Annotated in this window: 22 protein-coding genes and 1 tRNA gene; 15 read left to right on the top strand and 8 right to left on the bottom strand. The window is 58.2% G+C overall.

All coding sequences use genetic code 11. The annotated features are described in order from the left end of the window. Positions 1–149: 149 nt before the first annotated feature. The 6 genes from proB (at position 150) to WNY39_RS06030 (ending at position 5,572) form a co-directional block, all read left to right on the top strand. Positions 150–1,310 (top strand): glutamate 5-kinase, encoded by a 1,161-nt coding sequence (gene proB, locus WNY39_RS06055; protein ID WP_342844752.1) that lies wholly within the window; start codon positions 150–152, stop codon positions 1,308–1,310. Between the two features lie 150 nt (positions 1,311–1,460). Further along, a tRNA-Cys gene (locus tag WNY39_RS06050) sits at positions 1,461–1,534 on the top strand. Positions 1,535–1,657: 123 nt separating this feature from the next. Continuing rightward, complete coding sequence (locus tag WNY39_RS06045; RefSeq protein ID WP_342844751.1) at positions 1,658–2,353, top strand: FkbM family methyltransferase; 696 nt, start codon at positions 1,658–1,660, stop codon at positions 2,351–2,353. Between the two features lie 188 nt (positions 2,354–2,541). Beyond that, on the top strand, positions 2,542–3,195 hold the full coding sequence (locus WNY39_RS06040) for a protein-L-isoaspartate O-methyltransferase (RefSeq protein ID WP_342844750.1): 654 nt from the start codon (positions 2,542–2,544) through the stop codon (positions 3,193–3,195). A gap of 56 nt (positions 3,196–3,251) precedes the next feature. Further along, on the top strand, positions 3,252–4,688 hold the full coding sequence (locus WNY39_RS06035; RefSeq protein WP_342844749.1) for a TolC family outer membrane protein: 1,437 nt from the start codon (positions 3,252–3,254) through the stop codon (positions 4,686–4,688). A 77-nt stretch (positions 4,689–4,765) separates the two neighbouring features. Next, complete coding sequence (locus tag WNY39_RS06030) at positions 4,766–5,572, top strand: hypothetical protein (RefSeq protein WP_342844748.1); 807 nt, start codon at positions 4,766–4,768, stop codon at positions 5,570–5,572. 149 nt (positions 5,573–5,721) lie between these two features. Here the strand turns inward: WNY39_RS06030 and WNY39_RS06025 are convergent, their stop codons facing one another. After that, positions 5,722–6,042, bottom strand: coding sequence for a DUF6280 family protein (locus WNY39_RS06025; protein ID WP_093915679.1), 321 nt, complete (start codon positions 6,040–6,042; stop codon positions 5,722–5,724). Positions 6,043–6,262: 220 nt separating this feature from the next. Here WNY39_RS06025 and efp point away from each other — a divergent pair, with 220 nt between their 5' ends. The 3 genes from efp to WNY39_RS06010 all read left to right on the top strand — a co-directional run bounded on the left by efp (position 6,263) and on the right by WNY39_RS06010 (position 9,567). Continuing rightward, the gene (gene efp, locus WNY39_RS06020; protein WP_093915680.1) at positions 6,263–6,826 is read left to right on the top strand and encodes an elongation factor P; all 564 of its coding nucleotides are present in this window, start codon (positions 6,263–6,265) and stop codon (positions 6,824–6,826) included. Positions 6,827–7,069: 243 nt separating this feature from the next. Continuing rightward, positions 7,070–8,695 (top strand): amidohydrolase, encoded by a 1,626-nt coding sequence (locus tag WNY39_RS06015; RefSeq protein WP_342844747.1) that lies wholly within the window; start codon positions 7,070–7,072, stop codon positions 8,693–8,695. Next, entirely contained in the window at positions 8,692–9,567 is an 876-nt protein-coding gene (locus tag WNY39_RS06010) for a GTP-binding protein (protein ID WP_342844746.1), read from the top strand. Before WNY39_RS06015 ends, WNY39_RS06010 begins: the two co-directional genes overlap by 4 nt. A gap of 62 nt (positions 9,568–9,629) precedes the next feature. Here WNY39_RS06010 and WNY39_RS06005 read toward each other — a convergent pair whose 3' ends face one another. Next, a complete protein-coding gene (locus tag WNY39_RS06005; protein WP_342844745.1) occupies positions 9,630–10,373 on the bottom strand; it encodes a folate-binding protein in 744 nt (247 codons plus the stop codon). A 66-nt stretch (positions 10,374–10,439) separates the two neighbouring features. Here WNY39_RS06005 and WNY39_RS06000 point away from each other — a divergent pair, with 66 nt between their 5' ends. Next, complete coding sequence (locus WNY39_RS06000) at positions 10,440–11,114, top strand: TIGR04283 family arsenosugar biosynthesis glycosyltransferase (protein WP_342844744.1); 675 nt, start codon at positions 10,440–10,442, stop codon at positions 11,112–11,114. A gap of 12 nt (positions 11,115–11,126) precedes the next feature. Here WNY39_RS06000 and WNY39_RS05995 read toward each other — a convergent pair whose 3' ends face one another. After that, positions 11,127–12,983: an ABC transporter ATP-binding protein gene (locus WNY39_RS05995; RefSeq protein WP_342844743.1), complete on the bottom strand. Its 1,857-nt coding sequence runs from the start codon at positions 12,981–12,983 to the stop codon at positions 11,127–11,129. 162 nt (positions 12,984–13,145) lie between these two features. On the opposite strand from WNY39_RS05995, the gene WNY39_RS05990 reads away from it, so the two are divergent. Next, positions 13,146–14,354, top strand: coding sequence for an aminotransferase class V-fold PLP-dependent enzyme (locus WNY39_RS05990; RefSeq protein WP_342844742.1), 1,209 nt, complete (start codon positions 13,146–13,148; stop codon positions 14,352–14,354). Between the two features lie 39 nt (positions 14,355–14,393). On the opposite strand, the gene WNY39_RS05985 is transcribed toward WNY39_RS05990, so the two are convergent. Next, on the bottom strand, positions 14,394–15,497 hold the full coding sequence (locus WNY39_RS05985) for a pyridoxal phosphate-dependent aminotransferase (RefSeq protein ID WP_342844741.1): 1,104 nt from the start codon (positions 15,495–15,497) through the stop codon (positions 14,394–14,396). 96 nt (positions 15,498–15,593) lie between these two features. On the opposite strand from WNY39_RS05985, the gene WNY39_RS05980 reads away from it, so the two are divergent. Continuing rightward, positions 15,594–15,758 carry a Tat pathway signal protein gene (locus WNY39_RS05980; protein WP_342844740.1) on the top strand — a complete coding sequence of 55 codons (165 nt, stop codon included), beginning with the start codon at positions 15,594–15,596 and terminating at the stop codon, positions 15,756–15,758. A gap of 60 nt (positions 15,759–15,818) precedes the next feature. Beyond that, positions 15,819–16,610: a crotonase/enoyl-CoA hydratase family protein gene (locus tag WNY39_RS05975; RefSeq protein WP_342844739.1), complete on the top strand. Its 792-nt coding sequence runs from the start codon at positions 15,819–15,821 to the stop codon at positions 16,608–16,610. 208 nt (positions 16,611–16,818) lie between these two features. On the opposite strand, the gene WNY39_RS05970 is transcribed toward WNY39_RS05975, so the two are convergent. After that, positions 16,819–19,956 carry a valine--tRNA ligase gene (locus WNY39_RS05970; RefSeq protein WP_342844738.1) on the bottom strand — a complete coding sequence of 1,046 codons (3,138 nt, stop codon included), beginning with the start codon at positions 19,954–19,956 and terminating at the stop codon, positions 16,819–16,821. Between the two features lie 185 nt (positions 19,957–20,141). On the opposite strand from WNY39_RS05970, the gene WNY39_RS05965 reads away from it, so the two are divergent. Then, positions 20,142–22,439 carry a xanthine dehydrogenase family protein molybdopterin-binding subunit gene (locus WNY39_RS05965; RefSeq protein ID WP_342844737.1) on the top strand — a complete coding sequence of 766 codons (2,298 nt, stop codon included), beginning with the start codon at positions 20,142–20,144 and terminating at the stop codon, positions 22,437–22,439. 94 nt (positions 22,440–22,533) lie between these two features. On the opposite strand, the gene WNY39_RS05960 is transcribed toward WNY39_RS05965, so the two are convergent. Further along, positions 22,534–23,019, bottom strand: coding sequence for a PaaI family thioesterase (locus WNY39_RS05960; protein WP_342844736.1), 486 nt, complete (start codon positions 23,017–23,019; stop codon positions 22,534–22,536). A 72-nt stretch (positions 23,020–23,091) separates the two neighbouring features. Continuing rightward, the gene (gene metF, locus WNY39_RS05955) at positions 23,092–23,958 is read right to left on the bottom strand and encodes a methylenetetrahydrofolate reductase [NAD(P)H] (protein ID WP_342844735.1); all 867 of its coding nucleotides are present in this window, start codon (positions 23,956–23,958) and stop codon (positions 23,092–23,094) included. Positions 23,959–24,053: 95 nt separating this feature from the next. Here metF and WNY39_RS05950 point away from each other — a divergent pair, with 95 nt between their 5' ends. After that, positions 24,054–24,959 (top strand): LysR family transcriptional regulator, encoded by a 906-nt coding sequence (locus WNY39_RS05950; RefSeq protein ID WP_342844734.1) that lies wholly within the window; start codon positions 24,054–24,056, stop codon positions 24,957–24,959. 33 nt (positions 24,960–24,992) lie between these two features. On the opposite strand, the gene WNY39_RS05945 is transcribed toward WNY39_RS05950, so the two are convergent. Then, a complete protein-coding gene (locus WNY39_RS05945) occupies positions 24,993–26,033 on the bottom strand; it encodes an NADP-dependent oxidoreductase (protein WP_341234110.1) in 1,041 nt (346 codons plus the stop codon). Between the last annotated feature and the right edge of the window lie 129 nt (positions 26,034–26,162).

Raw genomic sequence — 26,162 nt, 5'->3', positions numbered from 1 at the left:
GCTGTCTGCCGGTGTTTGGGTTAGCCGGTTGCATCTTGTGCTTGTCCACATGTTATAAACCCGCGAATCACACCAATTTTCTGCTGTGCAGCAATTCATGCTGCGCCCGCATGTTGTGTTAAATATTGAACAACCGGAGCGTATTCCCCGTGGCCAAGAAGAAACGTATCGTCGTCAAAATCGGATCCAGCCTGCTGGCAAATGAAGAGAAGCTTACTTTGCGTTTTGCCTTCATCAACGGCTTGTTGGCTGACCTCGCCGAATTGCAGACCCAGGGCTATGATATCATTCTCACGTCCTCGGGCTCTGTCGCGTTGGGCCTGAACATGATCGGCAAACGCCCCGAGGATGCGGGCATTCTGGATAAACAGGCCGCCGCTGCTTGTGGTCAACCGTTGCTGATGAATGCCTATCGTCAGGTCGCCTCGGAATACGACATGGGCGTGGCGCAGATGCTTGTTACCGTCGAAGACATGGAAGAACGCCGCCGGTTTCTGAACATCAAGAACACCATGCTGCGGTTGTTTGAAAATAACATCCTGCCGATCATTAACGAAAACGATTCAATTGCGACGACAGACCTGAAGGTTGGCGATAATGATCGTTTGTCGGCAAAGGTTGCGCAGATGATCGAGGCCGATCAACTGATCATCCTGACCAGCGTCGAAGGCCTGTATGACCGCGACCCGTCCGAGCCGGGCGCGCAATTCATCGAAGAGATCGAGGACGTCAGCGAACATCTGGAATCCACCAAAAGCGTGAGCGAGTTGGGCAGTGGCGGCATGATGACCAAGATGCTGGCCGCCAACATGGCGCAAAACGCGGGGGTCGAAACGATCATTGCCGAGGGCTTGATCGAGGCACCGGTATCCTCCGTACTGCGCCGTGAACGCCGTCACACCCGCTGTCTGGCGCGCGACAAAACCGGATCGCCGCTGATGATCTGGCTCAGCAACCGTTTGCAGGTGGCGGGCACGCTTGTCGTATCCAACGCTGCTGTTGCCGCGATTTCATCCAAAGAACGCGGGTTGGCGCGCAATGATCTTGTGTCCATTCAGGGCGAGTTTTCCAAGGGTGATGTGCTGCATGTCTATGATGAAGAGGGCAATGAATTCGCCCGCGGCCTGACGAATTTCTCGTCCGAGGAAACGATCCTGATGGCGCGCAACCCTGACATGCTGGTCGAAGACGTGATCGGCTATAAGACAAAAAGCGATATTATCGGGTCAGAAAACATCCTGATCCTCGAAGATCACCACCTGCAACTGGATGCGCCCATAGACGACGCGCAGCCGGTGATCTCGGTCTGAAAGTACCCTCTGGGCCTTGGCCCGTCTGCACCATTAAGATCACGGTGCGTTTGTCGCAAACTGGGCTAGACAAACCCCGCAAAAGTCGGGATAAGCCGACACGCATCAGGAACTGACCACCCTGATGAACCATCGCGGCAACGCGGTCGAGGCGAGTTGGCGGAGTGGTTACGCAGCGGATTGCAAATCCGTGTACAGGAGTTCGATTCTCCTACTCGCCTCCAAATTACCTCTCCAGTTGATCGCCCCGCCTTCACCGCTTCCATTCAATTATTGCGCTAGATGCTTTGGCGGTGTCTAATTGGCTAAAACGAGGGCCTTTGCGGGTCTGAAAAATGGGCAGGGCGATGGGCACAAGCACCAAGAATGATGTTGTCGCGACCTATCATGGGGTCGAGGTGTTGAGTGCGCCGCATCTTGGGCCGAACATGATCGTTAACATGGGCTTGGGGAAGTATGAGCGGCGGGAGGTTCTGTCAGCGCTCAAGTTCATTGAAGAAGGTGATGTCGTTGTCGAGATGGGGGCCGGTGCGGGGCTTGTGGGTGCTGCAGTTGCCAAAAACTGCGCGCCTGAAAAAATCATCTCGTTCGAGGCGAACCACAAGCTGATCTCATCGATCAATGCGCTTTATGAACATAATGGCATCGCGGATATAATTGAGGTGCACAACCAGATTGTCATCTCTGATCCTGAGGCACCGCAGGCCGTTGATTTCTTTATCAGGGGCAATTTCCTGGGGTCCGGGATGACGATCACCAAGGGGATCGAGCGGGCTGAAAAGGTCTCGGTTCCGGTGGTGGCTTGGGCGACAATAAAAGAGCAATTCAAGCCGACGGTCTTGTTGATGGATATCGAAGGGGCCGAGCTTGAGTTTTTTCGCCATGCGGATCTAGGTGGTATTCGCGTGATTATTGCGGAGCTGCATCGCCATATCTATCATCGCCCCGGCATGCGTGAAATCCGAGAAGGTATTGCTGCGAAAGGATTTATTGAGGACAGGGAGGCCTCGGGCGGTGGCGTGTTCGTGTTTACGGCAGTTTAACATTATACTGCCTTGATGGCCGTAACCCTGCTGGAGAAAGCCTGCTGCGGCACTCAGCCCGTAGCGCGAATATGCATCATTCTCAAATGAATTTGCTCAACTTCAAGTGAAACGGGCATCTTGGCGTTGCTGATAGGCTTGGGCTATGGCATTGCATACACCTATATATGAACGAAAGAGTTTAGCCGATGTCCGACTTTTCCGCCCGCCGCACGATGATGGTTGATACGCAGGTTCGCCCCTCTGATGTGACAAAGTTCCCAATCATCGATGCGATGCTGACTGTCGCCCGCGAAGATTACGTGCCCGCCGCACAGCGCGAAGCTGCGTATCTGGGCGAAAACCTGAACCTAGGCGAGGGGCGTATTCTGCTTGAGCCGCGGACGCTTGCGAAAATGCTGGACGCGCTGGCCATCGGCAACGACGATCTGGTTCTCGATATCGGCAGTGCCTATGGGTATTCAACGGCGGTGATCGCCCATATCGCAGAAGCTGTGGTTGCCGTCGAAGAAGACGAGCAGATGGCCAAAGAGGCACAGGAAACCCTCACAACATCCGGCGTGGACAACGCGATTGTGCACATGGGGCCGTTGGTCGAAGGTGCGGCGAAGCATGGCCCCTACGATGTTATCTTGATCCAAGGCGGGATCGAGGTCGTGCCAGATGCGATTTTGGACCAGCTCAAGATCGGCGGCCGCATTGCCTGCATCTTTATGGAAGGTGTGCTGGGTGAGGTACGCATAGGATATAAGAGTGAACACGGCGTCAGTTGGCGCGCAGACTTTAATGCCGGTGCACCGGTGCTAAGAGGCTTTGTTCGTGAAAAGGCCTTCCAACTTTGAGAGCATGAATTAACGGTCCCCGCGAATAGAGGGCCGGATTGAGGGAGTGGGTTTTGATGAGACAGGAAAAGCAAGCATACAGTTTGCGCCGTACATTTGCGGCAGGCGTGATGGGGATAGGTCTATTGTTCCCCGCCGCGTCTTGGGCCGAAACTTTGGCCGACGCATTAGTAGGTGCCTATAATAATTCGGGTCTGCTGGATCAGAACCGCGCCGTATTGCGCGCAGCGGATGAAGACGTGGGCATCGCCAAATCGGCGCTAAAGCCGGTTGTGCAGTGGACAGGTACCATAACGCAAAATATTAACCGGTCGGTGAGTGGACCGGGAAGCAGTACGGCAGCCGGAACCGTCATAAATACGGATTCTCTGACAACAACCGCCAACTTGATCGCATCGCTTTTGGTCTATGATTTCGGTGCCACACGCTATGGCATCGAAGCGTCCAAAGAGACGGTTTTGGCAACACGCGAAAATCTAGTCAGCGTTGAACAGCAAATCTTGCTGCGTGCCGTCGACGCCTACATGAGCGTGATCCAGTCCCGCGAGCTGGTGTCGCTGCGTGAAAACAACGTGCGCTTGCTGACCCAAGAATTGCGCGCCGCACGTGACCGTTTTGAAGTTGGCGAAGTCACACGGACCGACGTCGCCCTAGCCGAAGCAGGGCTTGCACAAGCGCGCAGCGGTCTTGCTGGCGCGCAGGGTGATCTGATCTCGGCAAAAGCGTATTTCAAGGTCGCTGTTGGCCGTGAGCCGGGCAACCTGAGCGCGCCGCCCAGCTTGCCCAGCATCTCTGACATCAACACTGCCAAAGCTTTGGCCGTGCGCCGTCACCCCGATATCTTGGCTGTGCAGCATCAGGTTGCCGCAGCCGAGCTGTTGATCCGCAGAAGCGTCGCCGCGATGGAGCCACAGGTTTCTGTTCAGGGTTCCTTGGGCGTGACAGAGACATTCGATACGCCATCTTCGACCCGCAGCGGGGCGGTGGCGCTGCAGCTTAGCCAGACGATTTACCAAGGTGGGGCATTGTCTGCTGGCGTTCGCAAAAGCCAAGCGCAACGTGACGCGCAACGCGGCAATCTGCATGTGGTCGTCAAAGATGTCGAACGTGCGGTCAGTGACGCCTATGCGGGGCTTGCCGCCGCGCGCGCGCAGATCGAAGCGTCGCAACGCCAAGTCCGCGCGGCAAGAATCGCGTTTCAAGGTGTGCGCGAAGAGGCCGCCTTGGGGGCTCGCACCACCCTTGACGTGCTGGATGCAGAGCAATCCTTGCTGGATGCGCAATCCAGCAGTGTGACCGCGCAAACCCAGATTTATGTCGCAGCCTATTCGGTTTTGCAGGCGACAGGCCAGTTGACGGCCCGCAATCTAAAACTGCCTGTACAGGTTTATGATCCCGCGGCCTATTACAATCTGGTCAAAGACAGCCCAGCCAAATTGTCTAAAGAAGGCAAGCAGTTGGACCGCGTTTTGCGGGCGCTGCAAAAGGACTGACAATTTTGACGATGGTGTTGTGAGAATCTGCACCATCGCCTAAGTTGATTGTTAAGAATGAATGGTTAGTAGAAAATATGTCTGATGCTGTGTCCAACGCAGAGGTAGAGGATGTGCTGTCTTCCATACGCCGTTTGGTGTCTGAAGATCGCCGCCCAGTGAGCAAGGTAACCGAAAGCGCTCCTTCGGAGGAGAAGCTGGTGCTGACCCCGTCGTTGCGGGTGTCCAACGACGCCCCCGTGGCTGGTGCGCGCCGCAAGGCTGACCCTGTTGACGCTTCGGGCCAAGACAATGGCGATGAGGGTGAGGTGTCAGCGGATGCTGATACCACGGATGCCGCATCGCAGCCCGACACTGTGACCAGTTTCAAACAGCGTTCTGACATCCTGAATCTGGGCGCGTCCGAACTGGTGGATGACAATGTGAAATCCAGCGGGTCCGACCGGCTAAGCGCCAAGATCGCCGCGCTTGAGACCGCCATTGGACGTATTTCTGACGGCTGGGACGCGGAAGAGCGTGAGGTAGACGATTTCATGTCACCTGAACCACTTGCCATGGCTTGGGAAGACGATGTTGAGCTGGACGCCACCGGCGCGCCAATCCCTGCATCACAGAATGAAGAACCGACCGAGGCGACAGCTATGCGCGATGAAACAATCGTCGAGGCCGAGTCTTATGTGGAGGAGGAGGCTGCCGCCCCTCAAGACGCAGCTAAAGGTGCTGCTGCAGAAGAGTATTTGGACGAGGACATGCTGCGTGAGATGGTCGAAGAGATCGTGCGCAAAGAGCTGCAAGGCGTGTTGGGCGAACGCATCACGCGCAATGTACGCAAGCTTGTACGCCGTGAAATCCACCGCGCTATGACGGCGCAAGACCTCGAATAACGCTATCGTCATGTTCTATGTATAAGGGCGGCATCTGCGGGGCAGGTGCCGTTTTTATTTGCAGCACGGGTTTTGATAACCATCGCCTGGTGGCAATAAAAAACGCGGCCCCAGGGCCGCGTTTTTTAACACTGAAATCTTCAGGTTAATCAGGCTGCTTCGGCCTGTTGTGCCGCGTGGCGACGTTCTGACTCTTCACGAGACAGGGCAACAGATGTACGTACACCTTTACCAACAAAATCCATCAGGCCAGACACGACGCGTTCGTTCGGGTCGATACCGGCACAGCTCAACACTTCACGGCCGTCGCGCGAACGCGCCCAGCGTGCAATCTGCTCAGGACCATTGCCATATTTCTTGTCATCGGCAATTGCATCGTCCAATGCGGCCAGTACCACGGCAGCAAAAAGTTTGCGGGCACGGTTACCTTGTTCATTGTTAAAGGCAGTGCCATCAACGAAATCTTTCATCTCGTCGTCCTTTCTATTATTCTTGCTCTTGTCATTTAGGCGAGGCGTTCCTTATGACTGAAAGAGCGCGATTCGGATACACATATTTCGCATAGCACCTATGCGTCTTCTGCATGGCTCTTTGCGCTTTTGGCAGGCGCTTGGCTGCCTTGCGTGGCCAGTCCTTAGAAGATATAGGTCGCCTGAATTAATCTTCAACATTTTGCAATGGTGTCCCCACATGCCTAAGATCAATGGAAACGAAATTCGTCCCGGAAACGTGCTTGAACACAACGGTGGTCTATGGGCTGCGGTTAAGGTTGATCACGTCAAACCGGGCAAGGGCGGTGCCTTTGCGCAAGTCGAGATGCGCAACCTGCGCAACGGGTCAAAACTGAACGAGCGCTTTCGCAGCGCGGATAAGGTTGAAAAGGTCCGTCTTGAGCAAAAAGACCAACAATTCCTATACGAAGACGCCGGAATGCTGGTTCTGATGGACACGCAAACCTACGATCAGGTTCAGCTGTCGGCAGAGCTTTTGGGCGAACGTCGCCCGTTCTTGCAAGACGGTATGATGGTCGTTGTCGAGTATCACGAGGACGAAGCGTTGAACGCGTCCTTGCCTCAAAAAGTGACCTGCAAGATCGTCGAGACCGAGCCGGTCGTCAAAGGCCAGACAGCGGCAAATTCTTTCAAGCCAGCGATCTTGGATAACGGTGTCAAAGTAATGGTGCCGCCCTTCGTCGGCCAAGACGAAGACATCATCGTGAACACCGAAACGATGGAATATTCTGAACGCGCCTAAGGCCCAGAATTGACCCCACGTCATGACTGCGCAATTTTGAAAAGCCTCGGGTCTTCCGGGGCTTTTTGCTGTCTGGGCTTTGGGGTGTGGCGCGCAGATCTCTGCCACGGCGCGGTGTGTGTTGCCGTTCCGCAACGCCCATTTCCCGCTAAAGCTGTGGACCTGCAGCGTGGTGCGGGGCGGTAAAACTATTCTTCCGCAGAACCAAGCTGTTATAGCTGTTTTGGGGATATAGGGGGAATCATGTCAGACATCGTTGTTTTTGCCGCCAAAAAGATCATCACAATGGATATCAACCGGATGGAAGCGACCCATGTCGCCGTCCGTGGCGGAGAGATACTGGCCGTTGGTGATGCGACATGCGCTGACCAGTGGGGCGCTGTGACCCATGATGACAGCCTGAAAGACGCGGTGCTGATGCCCGGCTTTATCGAAGGGCACGCACATATGATGGCGGGCGCGATGTGGGAATATGCCTATGCGGGGTATCACGACCGGATCGACCCCAATGGCAAGCTGTGGCGCGGTATGGCCGACAATGACGCGGTGATTGACGGGCTGCGCGACTATTCCGAAACGCTGGAGGACGACGCGCCGCTGGTCGGCTGGGGGTTTGACCCGATATTCCTGACGTCAGAGCGGCTGAGCAAAAAGCATCTGGATCAGATCAGCCCCACGCGGCCCATCGCGATCATTTACTCGAATTTTCATCTGATGTGCGTGAACTCTGCCGCGCTTGAACTCGCCGGATTCGATCAGACCACCAACGCCGAGGGCGTGATCAAAGGGTCTGACGGCCAGCCCACGGGTGAGTTGCAGGAAATGGCGGCGATGTTTCCGGTCATGCGGCGCTTGGGGATCGATTTTCGGGGTCTCAGCCAGAAAGAAGGCTCCATTCGCGCCTACGCAGATGTGGCGCGCCGGGCAGGGGTGACCACGGTCACCGATCTGTATTCCCAGATGGAGGAAGACGACCTGACCGCCATGTTGCGCGTCACCGGCGCGGATGATTTCCCACTGCGCATCGTTCCAGCATTGGGCGCAATGGAAGGGCCAAAGGCCATCGCAGACAAGGCGCAGGCGCTTGCCAAGCGCAGCACCGACAAGCTGCGGCTGGGGGCGGTTAAATTGATGACGGACGGAGCGATCCAAGGGTGGACCGCGCGGGTGAAAAGCCCCGGTTATGTGGGCGGGCAGCCCAATGGCATCTGGAATACCTCGCCCGAGATGATCTTTGCGCTGGTCGAAGAGTTGAACAGCCGTGGCATCCAGATGCATATCCACGTCAACGGTGACGAGGCCGCCGAGGTGACGTTGGACGCGATCGAGGCGGCGTTGCGCAAGAACCCTTGGGCTGGGCACCGCCATGTCCTTCAGCATTGCCAGTTGATGGGGCGCGACCTGTTTACGCGGGCCGCTGATATGGGAGTGTGCTGCAACATCTTTGCCAACCACGTCCATTACTTTGGCGACCAACACGTGGCACTGACCATCGGGCGCGACCGGGCTGAACGCATGGACGGGTCGCGCAGCGCGATTGATGCCGGCGTGAACATCGCGATCCACTCAGATGCCCCCGTCACGCCTATGGCACCGCTGTTCACCGCATGGTGCGCCGTGAACCGGCAGACCATGTCGGGGCGCACCTTGGGGGCCGCGCAATGCATCGACGTCGAAGAGGCGCTGTTCGCGATCACCATGGGTGCTGCCTATACCTTGAAGCTGGACAGCGAGATCGGCAGCATCGAGACCGGCAAGCGCGCCGATTTCGTGGTCTTGGGCGATGATCCCTTGGTCGTTGATCCGCTGGCGTTAAAAGACGTCCCGATACTGGGAACGGTCTTTGGGGGCCGTGTTCACCTGCTATGAGACCACGGCTGCCACTGACCGTAATCTCGGGCTATTTGGGCGCGGGTAAAACAACCTTGATCAACCGGCTGCTGGCCGAGGATCACGGGTTGAAGCTGATGGTGATGGTCAATGATTTCGGTGCGATCAATATCGACGCGGCACTGATTGCCGAGGCGGGCGAAGATACCATGACCCTGACCAACGGCTGCGTGTGCTGCACCATGGGGGCCGATTTGTTTATGGCCATCGGCGATGTTCTGGATCGTGCGCAGCGGCCCGACCATCTGGTGATCGAGGCGTCGGGTATCGCAGACCCCGCGCGCATCGCCCAAGTGGCGCAGGCAGAGCCGGAGTTGGCTTACGGCGGCATTGCGACCGTGGTGGATGGGCAAAGCTATGATGCCTTGGCACGTGATGATCAGATCGGCGCGCAGGTGGCGGGGCAGGTCAGCGCCGCTGATCTGGTGCTGGTCAGCAAGCTGGCTGCGCCCGATCCGGGGCTGGCATTGCGGCTGCAGGTGCAGTCACGGGCGTTGGTTGTCGATCTGGCGCAGGCGGATGCTGTGGCCCCAATCATTTTCGGCGTGACAGAGCGAGCGGTGCCAAATGTATCGCTGGCCCATCACGCCGCGTATGTGGGGTGGAGCGATGCCAGTGATGTAAGGCTGGAATACCCAGTATTAATGGAGAAACTGGAAAGCCGCCCCAAGGGCTTGTTCCGTTTCAAAGGGTTTGTCAGCCACGATGCATCCAGCGCTTGGGAAGTGCATTGCGTGGGGCCCAGCGTAGATGTGAAGCCGATAAAGGCATCGCAGCCGACCCAGGTGGTCGGGATTGGCCTAAAGGCTCAAATAGGTGCAGATGAGATTTCAGCATGGTGGCACAGCTGAAGTGCGGCCGGAGTTTTCCAAAAACTCCGAGCCAAAATTTTTGAAAAATTTTGATCCCTGCCTTAGCCGTCTGTTACCATTGTGACGGTTGCGCCATCTGCCTGCATTGCTGCCTTCGCGCGGTCATAGCGCAGATAGGCCAACGCCTCGGTGCCCGCTTGGGTGAACACCGTGCCTGCCGGTTTGCCGTTCACTGAAATCTCGGTACCTGCATCGACGGGCGCGCTGATATGGACCTTGGCCAACCCTTTGCGCAGCTCTGTCTTATGCTTCATCCGCGCGGTGACTTCTTGGCCGACATAGCAGCCTTTGCGGAAATCAACGCCGTTCAGCCGTTCAAATCCCATCTCAAGGATAAAGCTGTCTGGCGTCAACTCGGCCCCGGTTTCGGGGATCATATAGGCCACGCGCAGGGCGTCCCAATCGGTTGTATCATCCGTCTGCGGCGCATCGCGGTAGGCGCGCCAGCCCATGCCCGGGTCGCGCGGATCGGCATAGCCGTCGGCGGGCGCATCACCCAATCCGCGGTGCACATGTAGGCCGGTGGCCTCGATCTTCACGTCGGCGCGCAGTTTGTACATGTTCAACCGCTGCACCAGCGCGTCGGCGCTGGCGTCTGTGACGTCCAGCAGCACGGCATCGTCGTCTGCGGACAAAAAGAAATCAACGATGAACTTGCCCTGCGGCGTCAAAAGCGCCGCGTAGATCGGGCCTTGGTCCAGCTTGGTGATGTCATTGGTCACAAGCCCCTGCAGAAAGCTGCGGGCGTCTGCACCGGAGAGTTTCAGGATGCGGCGGTCGTTCATATCGCGTTTCCTTGCATTTGATGTCATGACATATATCAGGCCGACCAGAAGCCGAAAGGGGCAACCATGCCTGCGCCAATAACCGTGATCATTCCGACCTTGAATGCGGAGCACAGCCTGACCGGCTGTCTGACCGCGTTGATGGAAGGCGTCGATGCTGGCCTGATCTGCGAGCTGATCGTGTCGGATGGCGGATCGCAGGACGCAACACGGGTTATCGCGGATGCGTGGGGGGCTGACATCATCGAAGGTGCGGCATCGCGCGGCGGGCAGTTGCGCCGGGGCTGCGCCAAGGCCAAGGGCGAATGGCTGCTTGTGTTGCACGCTGACACGCAGCTGGAACAAGGCTGGACCGGCCCGGTGATTTCACATCTGAAGGGGCAAAAGGCCGGGTGGTTTAAGCTGCGTTTTGACCGGGGTGGCTTTGCCGCGCGGTTTGTGGCGGGATGGGCGCATTTGCGCAGCCTCATGGGGCTGCCTTATGGTGATCAGGGGTTGTTGATGCCGCGGGCGCTGTACCAATCTGTGGGCGGATACCCAGACCAGCCGCTGATGGAGGACGTGGCCATGGCGCGGCTTTTAAAGGGGAAGCTGACGCGCATTGACTGTGCTGCGATCACATCTGCCGACAAGTATCACAAGGCCGGATGGCTGCGCCGGGGTGGGCGCAATATCTGGACGCTGATCCGGTATTTCGCAGGGGTATCCCCGCAAAAGCTGGCTAAGGCCTACGCCAAATAGCGGGCATTTGATCTAGCCGAACAACCGCTGCCCGATCCGTTGCAATAGATTAGGCTCGGTTGGCTTTAGACCCTTTTCCAACGCGCGCAATGCCCGTGAATTGCGGCCGTCCGAGATGATTTTACCATCCTCGAACTGCAATCTGTACAGATCGGCATAGATGCCGCCACGGGCCAACAGCTCTTCGTGCTTGCCTTGGTCCATGATCTGGCCACGGTCCATCACCACGATCTTGTCCGCGCCGCGAATGGTCGATAGCCGGTGCGCGATAACGATTGTGGTGCGCCCTTGGGACAGACGGTCCAACGCTTGTTGCACAACCTTTTCCGACTGGGCGTCCAGCGCGCTTGTCGCTTCGTCCAGCAGCAAGATCGGCGTGTTGCGCAGCAAGGCGCGGGCAATCACAACCCGTTGACGTTGCCCGCCTGACAGGGCCGATCCACGCGGACCGACGCGGGTCTCAAGGCCATGCTCTAGCTTGGGCAGGAAATCAGCGACATGGGCGGCCTCAAGCACAGACTGCAATTCCGCATCCGATACGTTCTCGCGACCCAAGACAATGTTTTCACGCAAGGTTTCATCAAACAGCAGCGCCTCTTGTGTCACCACCGAGAACAGGCCGCGCAGGGCGTTGATATCCATATCCTTCAGCGGCACGTCGCCAATGGTGACGGTCCCGGATTGCGGATCGATCAGACGGGTCAGCAGGTTAAATATCGTTGATTTACCAGCACCAGAGGCCCCCACCAGCGCCGTCGTTTGCCCGGCTTTTGCGACCAGCGACAAATCATCCAGCACTTTGGCGTCGCCATAGGACAGGCTCACGTTGCTTAGCACGATATCCGACGACCCGGCAGGCGTGGCCACAGGGTTCTTGGGGGACTTCAACGTAACCGGCGCGTCCATCAATTCCTTGATCCGTTCTAGGGCCGCCGCAGCGGTTTGCCACAAACCACTGATGGCACCCAACCGGCGCAGCGGGTTAAAGGTGAACCCCATCGCAGTGAAAAAGGCCATGAACTGGCCAATGGTCTTGTCGCCTGAAATAATCTCGGACCCGCCATAGAGGATCACGGCCATGAAACCGACGCCTGACATGATGTCGATCATGCCCGGAATGGCCGAGTTACCAAAGGCAGCACGCACTTCGGTTTTGACATATTTCTTGGTCAGGTCACGGTATTGGCTCGATTGATACCGCTCAAGCGCGTTCAGCTTGATCTGGACAATGCCATGGAACACTTCGTCCAATCGTGTCGACAGATGTGCGCCCAGATCGCGCGCCTCGCGGGACCGTGCGCGCACGAAACGTTGTGCAAGGGCGGCGGGCATGACCATCAGCGGCACACCGATACAGGCCAGCAGCGCCCAGACCGGATCAATGGAGATTGCCACCCCGAGCAAGACAATCAAGCCAACCAGATCGCGCCCGGTGCCGGTGATGATCGCCCGCCATACATCATTGACCGCGTTCACATCGGACTGGACCCGCTGGATCAGAAACCCCGGTGGGTGTGCTTGATGAAATGCGCCGTCCTGCATCATCATGCGGTTCAGCATATCGATCCGCATATCTGCGGCGGATGTTTGCGCGATCCGCGTCAAAAGCACCTTTTGCGCAATGCTTGCCACGGCGCGCAGCACGAAAATACCCACCAACACCAGTCCGACCCAGATCAGAGCGGATTCCTGACCCGCGACGAAAACCTGATCGAACATCGGCTGCATCAGCTTGGCCAACGCACCAAGGGTCGCCCCTTCGATGGCCATGAAAACAACGGCCAGTCCAAGCATCCAAATGTGCTTTTTCAGGTAATCGCGCCAAAGCCATTTCAGCAGCTCTTTGGAAGTATAGGTGACATCACTCATGAATGCGCCGGGGTCCTTTGGTCAAATATTTGACTGGTGTACGCAGCCCGGCGGGGCAGGGCAAGCATGACGGCCTGCTTTGCGTGGCGGATTGTCCGATTGACGCCGCGCCGCACGGGGATAAGTTGGCCCGGAATACTGTTGTTGAAAGGCGTATCGTTCATGTCATCCCGCACAAATCTATCGCATGGGCGCGGTTATCTCGCCATTCCCGGCCCCTCTGTCATGCCAGAGGCCGTGTTGAACGCGATGCATCGCCCTGCGCCAAACATTTATGCGGGCGAATTGGTCGATATGATGCCGCCGCTTATGCAGGACCTGCGCGACGTCGCCAGAACACAGCACCACGTTGCAATGTATATCGGCAACGGCCATGCGGCATGGGAGGCGTCACTGTCCAACGTCATCCGTCCGGGTGACAAGGTGCTGGTGCCCGCGACGGGCCGCTTTGGCATCGGCTGGGGTGAAATGGCGACAGGCCTGGGGGCCGATGTCGAGGTCATGGATTTCGGCAAGCAGTCCGCGATGGATCTGGCCCGGATTGAAGAGCGCCTGAAAGCGGATACCGCACATGAGATCAAAGCCGTGCTGGCCGTGCATGTGGATACGTCGACCTCTGTCGTGAATGACATTGCCGGGGTGCGCGCCGCATTGGACAGCGCAGGGCATCCGGCGCTTTTGATGGCCGATTGCATTGCATCACTGGCCTGCGACCGCTTCGAGATGGACGCCTGGGGTGTCGATATCATGGTAACGGGATGCCAAAAGGGGCTGATGGTGCCCCCCGGCGTTAGTTTCGTGTTTTTCAATGACCGCGCGGCGGCGGTGCGGGCATCCATGCCCCGCGTCAGCACGTTCTGGGATTGGGAACCGCGCGCCAACCCCGATGATTTTTACCAATACCACTGCGGTACGGCCCCCACACACCATATTTACGGCCTGCGAGCAGCACTGGATATGATCAAGGCCGAAACGATCGAGGCCGTGTGGGACCGTCACACGGTTCTGGCCCGCGCCGTTTGGGCGGCCTGCGATGCGTGGGGCAGCCAAGGGACGCTGGCGTTGAATATCGCCGACCCCGCCTTGCGCAGCCACGCGGTTACGTCGCTGCGGCTAGAGGCTCCTCAGGCGACGCAATTGCGCGAATGGGTGCAGGAAAACATTGGCCTAACCTTGGGCATCGGCCTGGGCATGGCCGCGCCGGGCAGCCCTGAAAGCCACGGGTTTTTCCGGTTGGGCCACATGGGGCATGTGAACGGTCAGATGATCATGGGGATGCTCGGCGGGATGGAGGCCGGTATGGCGTCGCTCGGCATCAAACGCGGTTCAGGCGCCTTGGACGCCGCAGCCAAGGTGATCGGCGGGGTCTAACCCTCGCCGCGCGTTGGCCGTTCACGGAAGTGGCTTGGGCTACGTTTTTTGCGCATCCGCTAGAGCTAGGGGCAGCGCAGCGGCGAATGCATCGAGATCAGCGGGCGTGCCACAGCTGACCCGAATACAACGGTTTTGCGGGGCGGCAAAGGGCATGCGCACAAAGATGCCCCGCGCCACCAACCCGTCAAGGACAGACTTGGCAAAGGCCCCATCGCGCCCGCAATCAATCGCCACAAAGTTTGCCGCAGAAGGCAGCGGCGTCAGGCCGTTGTCGCGGGCAATCTCGGCAATCCGGTCCCGGGCGGTGGCGATTTGCGTTTTTACATGGGCGAGCCAATCGGTATCTTCCAGCGCCGCCAATGCGCCCGCCTGACCCGCGCGGTTCATGCCAAAGTGGTTGCGCACCTTGCCAAAGGCCGTGATCAGTTCAGGGGCCGCGATGGCATAGCCCACCCGCGCACCCGCCAGCCCGTGTACCTTCGAAAATGTCCTCATCCGGATCAGCCGCGGATCGTCCGCATCCAACACGGGCGCGACCCCCTCTGGCGCGCAATCGACATAGGCTTCGTCCAGCACCAACAGGCAACCCTCTGGCAGGGCCTCCATCGCCTTGACCAGATCAGCGCCCGAATGCCAACTGCCCATCGGATTGTCGGGGTTGGCCAGATACACCAGCTTTGCGTCGACTTCGGCAGCCTTGGCAAACAGCGCGTTTGGGTCCTCGTGATCGCCAAGATAGGGCACTTTGTGCAGCACGCCGCCAAACCCTGCAACATGGTAATTAAACGTCGGGTACGCGCCATCGGACGTGACCACCGCATCGCCCTGCGCCACCATCAGCCGCACCAGATAGCCCAATAGGCCATCAATGCCTTCGCCCACGATGATGTGGTCCGGGGTGATGCCGTGATGCGCGGCCAAGGCCTGACGCAAATCATAGCTTTCGGGATCGCCATACATCCACTGCTGTGTGGCGGCCATCGCCTCAACCGCGCGGGGCGAGGGGCCGAATACATTCTCATTCGCGCCCAACCGCGCGTCAAACACCCGGCCAGCGGCGCGTTCTTGGGTTTCAGGACCCACAAACGGCACGGTCGAGGGCAGGGATTGGGCAAGCGGTGTAAGGCGAACATGTGTCATGCCACCCGATTACTGCATCCCTATCGGTCTGGGCAAGCATTGAAAAAGCAGACCTGCGCCCCTAAGTAATAATCATTCGCAATTGGAGGCTGTATCATGGCCAAACTCACCCGACGCGGCTTTGTCGCAACAGCACTGGCCGCCAGTGCGATCCGTACGGTCCCCCTTGCCGGCGCCAAGCTGGGCGGACGGCGTATTCTAACGCTGGCCTATGATAAATCCCTTGGCATGATGCGGGCGATTGAGCGCTGGGTGCCGTAGCGTTTTGCTTTGCACGGGCAATGATATAGGTCCAGATGGTGAAAATTACCGGAGGAACCTATGGCCCGCGTCACAATCACCTATGAAAATCACATCGCTCATGTGCGCCTGACCCGCGCCGATAAAATGAATGCCGTGGATCAGGATATGATCGACGCAATCATTGCAGCGGGCAACGAAGTCGCCGCATCTGACGCAAGGGTCGTTGTGCTGTCGGGCGACGGCAAAGCATTTTGCGCCGGAATCGACATCAGCGCGATGGGTGCGCTGGCTGGGGGAGATCCCAAAGAGCTTATGATGCCACGCACCCATGGGGGTGGCGCAACAAACCAATGGCAAGAAGTCCCGATGATCTGGACCCGTGTTGGTATTCCGGTGATTGCCGCGCTGCATGGCAAGGTCTATGGCGCAGGGCTGCAATTGGCCCTCGGGGCGGATATCCGCATCGCTGCACCAGACGCGGAACTGGCGGTAATGGAGATGAAATGGGGCATCGTCCCCGACATGGGCGGCATGGTGCTGCTGCCTAAACTGGTACGCGGCGATGTGCTGCGCTTGATGACCTACACCGCGCAACCGATTGACGCGGCACAGGCCGAACGCTGGGGGCTGGTCACACAGCTTGCCGATGACCCGCTGGCCGCCGCAATGGAGCTTGCGGCGACCATCGCAGGCAAAAGCCCAAGTGCCATTAAAGCCGCCAAACGTCTTACGGCTTTTGCCGAAACGAACGGGGCAGACGCGGTTCTGCTAGAAGAATCCCGTGAGCAGGCGGAACTGCTGGGCCGTCCGCACCAAATGGAAGTGATTGCCGCCGAGTTCGGCAAACGCCCCGCTGTTTTCAAAGACTAAAAAACGGTCAGCCCCGCCTGAGCTAACAGACGGGGCTTTCCAAATGGACGATCTTCGCTTCCCAGCTAGGACCGCAGCGTTAAGATCACCGATCTTGGTTTCCAAATGGTGAAAAATCCTCGCCGAAGGCTTAAAATCTCTTTTGATGGTCCAGAAGAGAAGAATGCCTTCGGCGAGGATTTAAGTCCATTTGGAATAAAGACCCGTATTACCCCAATTCAGCCAAGCGATCCAAGGCGGCCTGCAGCTGGTCTGCTTCTTCCTGACGCGCGTCCAGATTACCTTGGGCTTCGGCAACGACTTCTGCAGGGGCCGAGGCGGCGAATTTGGGGTTGTTGAGGCGCCCCTTAAGGCCGCCGATTTCCTTGCCGAGTTTATCGAGCGATTTTTGCAGGCGTGATTTTTCCGCGTCGATGTCGATCAGCCCGGCCAAGGGCAGGCCGAAGGTGGCACCTGGGGCTGCGATGGATACGGTGCCTTTGGGGAAATCATCTGTCTTTTCGATGCTTTCCACGCGGGCTAGGCGTTTGATCATCGCCTCATTTCCATCCCATGCTGCTTGCGCGGCGGCGTCCATTGACGTGCAGAGCATCGGCACTTTGAGCCCCGCGGGCACGTGCATTTGCTGGCGGGCGGAGCGGATGGATTCAATCAGGCCGATCACCCAGTTCAGCTCGCGGTCGGCATCTGCGTCCAGCATGTCGGCCACGGTATAGGTGGGCCAGTCGCCGTGGATCAGCATCTTGCTGCGCGCATCCGTGTTTTGCCACAGTTCTTCTGTGATGAAGGGCATGATCGGGTGCAGCAGCGTCAGGCACTGGTCCAGTACCCATTTCAGGGTTTGGCGGGTTTCTGCGGCCTCTGGCGCGTCGTCTTGCAGCAGGGGTTTGGACAGCTCCACGTACCAGTCGCAGACCTTGCCCCAGACGAAGGCATAAAGCGCGTTGGCCGCATCGTTGAAGCGGTAGTTTTCAAGGGCCGCGTCGACTTCTTCGCGGACGCGGGCGGTTTCGCCGATGATCCATTTATTCAACGTGTGATCGACGTCCGCGTGGCTGGTGTAGTTCACCGATGGAACGCCGTCTTCGAACACGCCGTTCATTTCCGCGAAGCGGTGGGCGTTCCAGATCTTGGTGCCAAAGTTGCGGTAGCCCGCGATGCGCGCGGTATCGAGTTTGAGCGCACCGCCCAAGGATGCCATGGCGGCGTTGGTAAAGCGCAGGGCGTCGGCACCGTATTCGTCAATGATTTCCAGCGGGTCGATGACGTTGCCGACAGATTTCGACATCTTCTTGCCCTTGGCATCGCGCACGAGGCCGTGGAGATAGACGGTATCGAAGGGGATTTTTCCCACAGTATCAAGCTGCATCATCATCATGCGGGCGACCCAGAAGAACAGGATGTCTTGGCCCGTGATCAGATCGGAGGTGGGGAAGTATTTTTTGTAGGCTTCGGTTTCTTCGGGCCAGCCGAGGGTGCCGATTGGCCAGAGGCCGGAAGAGAACCATGTGTCGAGGACGTCGGGGTCGCGGTGGATGAACAAGTTTGGGTTACCATCCGCCAAAGTAGCGGCTTCGACATCACTAGATACTATAACATTTTCAGCGGACGAATTTTTTCCAAGACGTCCATAATACTCTTGGACACGCTCAGGATTAGGTCCCTCGACTTCTTTAACGGGTGTAACTGTTGCTGTTTCAGAGAGGTGTTTTCTATAGTATTCTTCGGCAAGAGCGATTGCTGACTTTTCATCAGCCGCGCAAAACTGCTTATCGTTTGTATCAGAGAGCGTACCATCTTCTCCGATGCTCGGGCCAAACCAAACCGGAATCTGATGCCCCCACCACAATTGGCGCGAGATGCACCATGGTTCGATGTTGTCGAGCCAGTTGTAATAGGTTTTTTCGCCGCTTTCGGGCATGATTTTGACGTCGCCATTACGTACGGCATCCAGTGCGGGGCCGACGATCTGGTCAGTGTCCACGAACCATTGGTCGGTCAGCATCGGTTCGATTACGACCTTCGAGCGGTCGCCAAAGGGCTGCATGATCGGTTTGTTTTCGACGTAGGGGATGAGGGCGGGCTCTTCGTTTTCGGCCTCATCAGGTGGGTTGTCACCCACCCTACGGGGGTTTTCTGTCATGACGGCGAGGCCTTCGGCGGTGATCGCCTCCACGACCTTTTTGCGGGCTTTGAGCCGATCAAGGCCACGGTAGTCTTCGGGCACAAGGTTCATCGCGGCGATCATTGCCTCGTCGAACTCCAGCTCTCCGTTCGCGATTTTCTGGGCGGTTGCGGCTTCCTCAGCATAGGGTTTGCCGTCGGCGCGCATGGCGGCCTTGGTGTCCATGAGGTTGTACATGGGGATGCCGTTGCGCTTGGCGACTTGGTAGTCGTTAAAGTCATGCGCGCCGGTGATCTTGACCGCGCCCGAGCCGAAGTCTTTATCGGGGTATTCATCGGTGATGATCGGGATCAGGCGGCGGTGTTCTTTGGGGCCAACGGGTATTTCACAGAGTTTCCCGATGATGGGCGCATAGCGTTCATCGGACGGGTGCACAGCAACCGCGCCGTCGCCCAGCATGGTTTCGGGGCGGGTCGTTGCGATGGCGATGTAATCGCGGGTCTCGCGCAGGGTCACGTTGCCGTCCTCGTCTTTTTCGACGTATTCATAGGTCGCACCGCCCGCGAGGGGGTATTTGAAGTGCCACATGTGACCGGGGACTTCGATGTTTTCGACCTCAAGATCGGAAATCGCGGTTTCAAAGCGCGGGTCCCAGTTGACCAGCCGTTTGCCGCGATAGATTTTGCCGGCGTTGTACATATCAACAAAGACTTTGATCACGGCGTCATGGAAGTTGGGCGAGTTTTCATGGCCCACGCGGGTGTCGCCGGGGGCACCGGACATGGTGAAGGCGTTGCGCGACCAATCACAGGAGGACCCCAGACGTTTGAGCTGGCCGACGATGGTGTCAGCGGTGCTTTCTTTATAGGCCCATGCGTGTTGCAGGAATTCTTCGCGCGTTAGATCCGTGCGTTTGATCTGGCTTTCGGCGAGCTTGTTTTCGACGGCCAGTTGCAAGGCGATGCCAGCGTGGTCTTGGCCGGGCTGCCAGAGCGTGTCGAAACCGCGCATGCGGTGCCAGCGGACCAGAATGTCCTGAAGCGTGTTGTTGAAGGCGTGGCCGACGTGCAGCGATCCGTTGACGTTGGGCGGCGGGATCATCACGCAATAGGTGTCATCACGGCTGGCATTTGCACCGGCTTTGAAGGCACCTGCGGTCTCCCATGCTTCGTACAAACGGGCTTCGGCCTTGGCGGCGTCAAAATTCTTATCAAGTGCCATGATCAGCGTCCTTCTTTAAACTTGATGATGATCTAGCGGAGCAAGGCGCAAAGGGGAAGGCTGGCGGGCGGAAAACTTGGGCGCGGGGGCCGACGTGGTGTTTTGCCCGTGGGCGGCTGGACATCAGGTTTTTCGGGGCTAATGTCGGCATCAACAGATGATGGATTTCCAAAGGATGCGCGCAGATGGATAAGTTCGGAAAAAGCCAGCCGGTCAAGCGGGTTGAAGATCTGCGGTTTCTGACGGGCGAAGGGCGCTATGTCGATGATATTGCGCCTGAAAATTCGCTGCATGCTTATTTCTATCGCTCGCCCGTCGGGCATGGGGTGATTGCATCGCTTGACGTGTCTGATGCGCGCGAGGCCGATGGGGTACACGCGGTGCTGACCATCGATGATCTGGAGGCGTCAGGCATGGATATTTCCATGGATGGTGCAATTTTGAAAAACCGTGATGGCACGGACGGTGCCAAGCCGCTGCGCCCGATGCTGGCCAAAGGGCGTGTTCGCTTTGTGGGCGAACCGGTGGCCATCGTGATCGCAGACACCCTGGATCAAGCCCGCGATGCGGCTGAATTGATCCTGCTGGATGTGGATGATTTGCCCACACATATGACGCTGGAGCGGGGCGGTGAGGCCCTGCACGAAGAAGCGCCTGATAACCTGGCCTTTGACTGGGGGCTGGGCGATGAGGAAGCCACGCAAAAGGCATTCGATGCGGCGGCCAAGACCGTCAGCCTTGATGTGGGCGATAACCGGATCATCGTCAATTCGCTTGAGCCGCGCGGCTGCTATGCCGAGTGGGAAGACGGCAAGCTGCACGTGTCTAACAATGGCCAGGGGGTTTGGGTCCACAAGGGCAACCTGAAACGTGTGTTTGCGTTGGAAGACGAACAGGTGCGGGTGACGAACCCCGATACCGGTGGCGGCTTTGGCATGAAGGCGATGGCCTATCCTGAATATTTCTCGGTGGCGCAGGCGGCGCGGGTTGTGGGACGCCCGGTGCGTTGGATGTCGGACCGGACCGAAGCGATGCTGAGCGATAATGGCGGGCGCGATCTGACGTCGCTGGCCGAATTTGCATTTGACGAGAACAACAAGATCACAGCCTACCGGGTCAGCACAAAATGTAACCTTGGTGCTTATAACAGCCAGTTCGGCCAACCCATTCAGGCGACGCTGTTCAGCAGGGTCTTGATGGGTGTGTACGACGTGCAGACCACTTGGCTGCAGGTCGAAGGGTATTATACCAACACGGTGCAGGTTGACGCCTATCGCGGTGCTGGCCGGCCCGAGGCGATCTATGTCTTGGAGCGCCTGATGGACCGCGCTGCGCGCGAGCTGGGCGTGGACCCATGGGAATTGCGCCGCATCAACTTTATCAAGCCGGACCAGTTTCCCTATACCTCTGCCACCGGCGAGACTTATGACGTGGGTGAATTTGACCGCCTGCTGACCCGCGCCGCGGTCGAGGCTGACCGCGACGGGTTTGAATCGCGCAAGGCTGCGGATGCGGCCAAGGGGCTGCTGCGGGGGCAGGGGCTGTGCTATTATATCGAGAGCATCCTTGGCGACCCGTCAGAGGGCGCGAAGGTCGAGTTTAACGAAGATGGCACCGTGTTCATCTACGTCGGTACACAGTCGAACGGGCAGGGGCACGAAACGGTGTATGCGCAGTTCCTATCGGATCAGACGGGTATCCCAGCCGAGTTGATCCATGTGATCCAAGGCGATAGCGACTTGATCAAGCAAGGCGGCGGCACCGGCGGGTCACGATCCGTCACGACGCAGAACACGGCGACCTTGGCAACGGTTGCCAAGATGACCGAAGTCTTTACCGCGTTTCTGGCCGACGAAATGGGCGTGCCTGCATCCGAGATCAGCTTTGACGATGAACGGTTCCGCGCGGAGGGGTCTAACATGACACCCACAATGCTGGAGGTCGCCGATCTGGCCCGCGAAAAAGGCCGTGACGACCTGTTGGTACATCATGAACGCGCGACATTGCCCGGGCGCAGCTATCCCAACGGGGCGCATGTGTCAGAGGTGGTGATCGACCCCGAGACGGGCGTGGTGACGGTGGACAGCTATACTGTGGTCGATGATTTCGGCAATCTGATCAACCCGATGCTGGCCGCGGGCCAAGTGCATGGCGGGGTTGTCCAAGGCATCGGGCAGGCCATTCAAGAGCACGTCGTCTATGACGAGGACGGCCAGTTGCTCACGGCGTCTTTTATGGATTACGCGATGCCCCGCGCGGCGGATGTGCCCTTTATCACGTTCAACTCTGAACCCGTGCCCTCGACCGCGAACCTGATGGGGATGAAAGGTTGCGGTGAAGCGGGCACTGTTGGCGCATTGGCGGCTGTGTCGAATGCGGTGCAAGATGCGTTATGGGACCGTGGTGTGCGTCAGGCGGATATGCCGTTCACGCCGCATAAGGTTTGGGCGCTGCTGAAGGATCAGGCCATCGCGGCAGAATAGGCGGCGGTTTTTAGATCGAGGGGGAGAATGGGGCGCTGCCCCCGGCCCTGACGGGCCACCCCCGGGATATTTTTGAGCCAGAGAAGCAGGCGGGTTATTTTACTATTTGCATGACGATGCAGGTGGTGGAGCCTGTGGCGTAGAGTTTGCCATCTTCGATGCCACGGATTTCGCCATGGGCGATGCCGGTGGAGCGGCCCACGTGGTCAACCGTGCCGATGCATTCGATCTGGGTGCCCAAGGGAATGGCGCGCAGAATGTTGATTTTATATTCGAGCGTTGTGTAGATCGAGCCGCGTGGCACTTTGGTTTGCACCGCACAGGCCATCGCTGAATCAAGCAATGTGCCATACCAGCCGCCATGCACCGTGCCCAAGGGGTTTGTCACGTTGAACTCGGGCGCACCGCGAAACACAGCGCGGCCTTCGGCAACTTCGTGAATGATATAGCCCATGGTTTGGCCAATGGGCGGGCCGGGGTTGGTGCCGTCCAGAATTTTCTGCATGAATTCAAGACCCGACAGCTTGAGCGCTTCTTCGCGGGGGAGCAGGTCTTGGGGGCCGTTGGCGACACGTGGCATAAAAAATCTCCGGCAGTTGCGTGCCGGAGAAGCTTGTTGAATTTGGAGGTCTAGGGCAAGACGTCTTTGGTCTTACGCCACGTCCGACAGGGTTGTTTGGGCTGTGACGTCCAAGGCGCGGCAGACGCTGCGGGTCAGTTCGGGGCGATTAAGCGTGTAGAAATGCAGGTTTTCAACGCCCTCATCCACCAGCGTGCTGCACATTTCGGTGCACAGCGCAGTTGACAGCAGATCGTGGCGGTCATCGCGGATCGCGGTTTCAAAGGCGTCGTCCAGCCATGTTGGCACTTGGGTGCCACAGCGTGTGGCAAAGCCTCGGGCGGATTTCCAGTTGGTGATCGGCATAATGCCCGGTGTAATGGTTTTGGTGATGCCAGCCGCCGCGCAGTCATCGCGGAACCGCAGAAAGGTGTCGGCGTCAAAGAAGAACTGCGTGATCGCCTCGTCCGCGCCGGCGTCGAACTTGCGTTTCAGCCATTCGATGTTTTGCGCCTGATCCACGCTTTCGGGGTGCGGTTCAGGATAGGCCCCGACGCGCAGGGTGAATTTGCCCGTGGCGGCCAAAGCTTCGATCAGTTCGACACTGTTGGCAAAGCCGTCGGGATGCGGGGTAAATACCTTGGCCCCGTTTTCAGGATCGCCGCGCAGCGCCACAATATCGGTCACGCCGATCTCGGCAAAGCTGTTGGCGACGTCCATGGTTTCGGCCTTGCTGGCCCCAACGCAGGTCAGATGCGCGGCAACGGGCAGGCCCGAGGTGCGGCGCAGAACATGGGCGGAATCATGGGTCAGATCACGGGTCGTGCCGCCCGCGCCATAGGTGACGGAAAAGAAACGCGGTGACAAAGGGGCCAGTGCCTGCGCGGTGTCCCAAAGCCGGAACGACGCATCGACGGACTTGGGTGGGAACACTTCGAAAGAGACGGCGGGGCTGGGCATTTTTAGGTTCCTGTTCTGGCTTTCATGTCTTGTCGCACAGATTTAGTTGTGAAACAAACTCATAACTTTCATCTTCAACATGAGGAACGCCTCATATGCATATTGAGTTCCGCCATTTGCGTACCATTCAGGCCATTCACAAGGCAGGTGGTCTGGCGCGTGCTGCCGAGCAGATGAACATCACCCAATCGGCACTGTCCCACCAGGTGAAGGGGCTTGAGGATCAGGCAGGCGTCGAGCTGTTTGTGCGCCGGTCCAAGCCGTTGAAGCTGTCACCGGCAGGGTTGCGGCTGCTGAAGCTGGCGCAGCAGGTGTTGCCGCAGCTGGAGGCGGCGCAGGCCGAATTTATGGGGCTGCGGGCAGGCAGCACAGGCCGGATGCATATCGCGATTGAATGCCACGCCTGTTTTGAATGGCTGTTCCCGGTTCTGGAGCAGTTTCGCAAGCTATGGCCGGATGTGGATGTGGATATTCGCCCCGGTCTGGCCTTTGATGCCTTGCCTGCATTGCTGCGCGAAGAGGTTGATCTGGTGGTGTCGTCAGACCCCGAAGAATTACCCGGCGTCGAATTTGTTGAGCTGTTTGATTACAGTCCGGTGTTTGTCGCGGCCAGCACGCATCCGTTAGCCGCCAAGCCCTACGTCGAGGCGCAGGATTTTCGTGCCGAGACATTGATTACCTATCCGGTGGAGCGGACGCGGCTGGACGTGTTCAGCCAGTTGCTGATCCCGGCTAAGGTCGAGCCTTTGGCGATCCGGCAGGTGGAATTGACGGCGGTGATTTTGCTGTTGGTTGCGTCCAATCGCGGGGTGTCGGTGCTGCCGGATTGGGTGGTGCGCGAGGTGAAATACAGTAGCGACTACGTCACGCGGCCGCTGACCGAGAGCGGGATCACGCGCAGGCTGTATGCAGCGGTGCGGCAGGATGATTTGGGCAAGCCCTATATGGAAAAACTGCTGAAACTTGCTGGGCAAGAGGCGCGCAAGCTTCAGCAGAGCTAGAGATCGGGTGGGGATGATCCCCACCCGACGGGCTTAGACGACCTTGACGATGGCCTTGCCGTTGTTGCCACCGGTCAGCAGATCCATGAACGCTTGCGGTGCGTTTTCCAGACCTTCGGTGATGTCTTCTTGGACAGCGATTGAACCATCCGCGACCTTTGGTGCGACTTCTTTGAGGAAGTTGGGGAAGTTGCCCCAGTGGTTCGAGATGATGAAACCGTTCACGCTGAGGAAGTTCACCAAGATCGTGCGCCACAGTTTGGGGGCGGTCAGCGCTTCTTCGGCTGCGTTGGCACCCAAGCCACCTGCGTTGTACCAAGCGATCATGCCGCAAATCGGGATGCGGCCATGGGGGTTCATCAGGGGCATCACGGCCTCAAGCACTTTGCCGCCGACGTTTTCAAAATAGATGTCGATGCCTTTGGGGCAGGCTTCTTTCAAGGCGGCGCGCAGGGATTTTGCATCCGGATAAGCGCGGTGATCAAGGCATTCATCAAAGCCGAAATGGTCTTTGGCCGTGGCGCATTTATCTGCACCGCCCGCAATGCCTACGACGCGCAAACCGTGCGCCTTGGCGATCTGGCCGACCATGGACCCGACAGGGCCGGTAGCAGCAGCAACGACTAGCGTTTCGCCTGCTTTGGGGCGGCCGTATTCCATCAGACCCTGCCAGCCGGTAAAGCCGGGCATGCCCAAGACACCCAATGATGTGGTGATCGGGGCCTGTGCGGGGTCAACCTTGCGCAGCATTTTGGCAGGCTGCACGCCATGGGTGGACCAGCCGAACATGCCGAAGACAAAATCGCCCGGTTTAAAGTCGGGGCTGTTGGAGGTGATCACTTCGCCAACTGATCCGCCTTCCATGGTGCCGCCGATGGGCACGGGGGCGGCATAGGATTTCGCATCATCCATGCGACCGCGCATATAAGGGTCAAGCGACATGTAATGTACACGCACCAGCACTTCGCCGTCGCCCGGCGTGGGCACGGCGGATTCCTCTAGGCGAAAGTTATCGGCTGTGGGCGCGCCATCGGGGCGCGATGCCAAGACGATATGTTTCATTGTATCGGTCATTTCGGGGTCCTCCATTTAAATCCTCAGGGGTACCGTATCTGGAAACCCTAACGGCGCAAGGCAGGTTCAACCGACACGTTGCGTCAGAGCGATGTTTACCCTGACGGTCCTTTGACAATGAGGCCCTTG

This window comes from Sulfitobacter sp. AS59 (genome assembly GCF_038899995.1).
GTDB lineage: Bacteria > Pseudomonadota > Alphaproteobacteria > Rhodobacterales > Rhodobacteraceae > Sulfitobacter.
This window is presented reverse-complemented; position numbering and strand designations above follow the sequence as displayed.

Excerpts from the sequence above, each read along its gene's own strand:
- WNY39_RS06045 (WP_342844751.1), top strand. The coding sequence starts at position 1,658 with ATGGGCACAAGCACCAAGAATGATGTTGTCGCGACCTATCATGGGGTC.
- WNY39_RS06040 (WP_342844750.1), top strand. The coding sequence starts at position 2,542 with ATGTCCGACTTTTCCGCCCGCCGCACGATGATGGTTGATACGCAGGTT.
- WNY39_RS06035 (WP_342844749.1), top strand. The coding sequence starts at position 3,252 with ATGAGACAGGAAAAGCAAGCATACAGTTTGCGCCGTACATTTGCGGCA.
- WNY39_RS06030 (WP_342844748.1), top strand. The coding sequence starts at position 4,766 with ATGTCTGATGCTGTGTCCAACGCAGAGGTAGAGGATGTGCTGTCTTCC.
- WNY39_RS06025 (WP_093915679.1), bottom strand. The coding sequence starts at position 6,042 with ATGAAAGATTTCGTTGATGGCACTGCCTTTAACAATGAACAAGGTAAC.
- efp (WP_093915680.1), top strand. The coding sequence starts at position 6,263 with ATGCCTAAGATCAATGGAAACGAAATTCGTCCCGGAAACGTGCTTGAA.
- WNY39_RS06015 (WP_342844747.1), top strand. The coding sequence starts at position 7,070 with ATGTCAGACATCGTTGTTTTTGCCGCCAAAAAGATCATCACAATGGAT.
- WNY39_RS06010 (WP_342844746.1), top strand. The coding sequence starts at position 8,692 with ATGAGACCACGGCTGCCACTGACCGTAATCTCGGGCTATTTGGGCGCG.
- WNY39_RS06005 (WP_342844745.1), bottom strand. The coding sequence starts at position 10,373 with ATGAACGACCGCCGCATCCTGAAACTCTCCGGTGCAGACGCCCGCAGC.
- WNY39_RS06000 (WP_342844744.1), top strand. The coding sequence starts at position 10,440 with ATGCCTGCGCCAATAACCGTGATCATTCCGACCTTGAATGCGGAGCAC.
- WNY39_RS05995 (WP_342844743.1), bottom strand. The coding sequence starts at position 12,983 with ATGAGTGATGTCACCTATACTTCCAAAGAGCTGCTGAAATGGCTTTGG.
- WNY39_RS05990 (WP_342844742.1), top strand. The coding sequence starts at position 13,146 with ATGTCATCCCGCACAAATCTATCGCATGGGCGCGGTTATCTCGCCATT.
- WNY39_RS05985 (WP_342844741.1), bottom strand. The coding sequence starts at position 15,497 with ATGACACATGTTCGCCTTACACCGCTTGCCCAATCCCTGCCCTCGACC.
- WNY39_RS05980 (WP_342844740.1), top strand. The coding sequence starts at position 15,594 with ATGGCCAAACTCACCCGACGCGGCTTTGTCGCAACAGCACTGGCCGCC.
- WNY39_RS05975 (WP_342844739.1), top strand. The coding sequence starts at position 15,819 with ATGGCCCGCGTCACAATCACCTATGAAAATCACATCGCTCATGTGCGC.
- WNY39_RS05970 (WP_342844738.1), bottom strand. The coding sequence starts at position 19,956 with ATGGCACTTGATAAGAATTTTGACGCCGCCAAGGCCGAAGCCCGTTTG.
- WNY39_RS05965 (WP_342844737.1), top strand. The coding sequence starts at position 20,142 with ATGGATAAGTTCGGAAAAAGCCAGCCGGTCAAGCGGGTTGAAGATCTG.
- WNY39_RS05960 (WP_342844736.1), bottom strand. The coding sequence starts at position 23,019 with ATGCCACGTGTCGCCAACGGCCCCCAAGACCTGCTCCCCCGCGAAGAA.
- metF (WP_342844735.1), bottom strand. The coding sequence starts at position 23,958 with ATGCCCAGCCCCGCCGTCTCTTTCGAAGTGTTCCCACCCAAGTCCGTC.
- WNY39_RS05950 (WP_342844734.1), top strand. The coding sequence starts at position 24,054 with ATGCATATTGAGTTCCGCCATTTGCGTACCATTCAGGCCATTCACAAG.
- WNY39_RS05945 (WP_341234110.1), bottom strand. The coding sequence starts at position 26,033 with ATGACCGATACAATGAAACATATCGTCTTGGCATCGCGCCCCGATGGC.